The sequence below is a fragment of the Escherichia sp. AM3 genome (assembly GCF_032029835.1).
GTDB classification, from domain to species: Bacteria; Pseudomonadota; Gammaproteobacteria; order Enterobacterales; family Enterobacteriaceae; genus Escherichia; species Escherichia coli.
On the sequence record NZ_JAVUPQ010001216.1, the window covers coordinates 1 to 245 of the forward strand.

At 56.3% G+C, this 245-nt stretch carries 1 protein-coding gene; it reads left to right on the forward strand.

The window, feature by feature from the left end; translation table 11 throughout:
* Nucleotides 1-98 (forward strand): DUF488 family protein (locus tag RTW80_RS30365; RefSeq protein ID WP_312721932.1); only part of this gene is annotated, 98 nt, incomplete at its 5' end.
* Nucleotides 99-245: the final 147 nt, after the last annotated feature.

The window sequence follows — 245 nt, forward strand, 5'->3', positions numbered from 1 at the left end:
CTCTCGCCAAACAGCAGACCGTGACGCTACTCTATGGGGCGAAAAATACGGAGCAGAATCACGCGCAGGTACGGGCGGACTGGCTGCGTAAACTGTGATTAACCGATCGCCAGCTCATCCACGTTGTGTGGCATCTCGTCGGGAGTAAGCGGCATCAGATGTTCCGGGCGAACAAACGCAAAACCGTGCTGATTATCAAAGGCGTAAACATCACCGGTGACCAGCCACAGCGCACGCGCTGACGT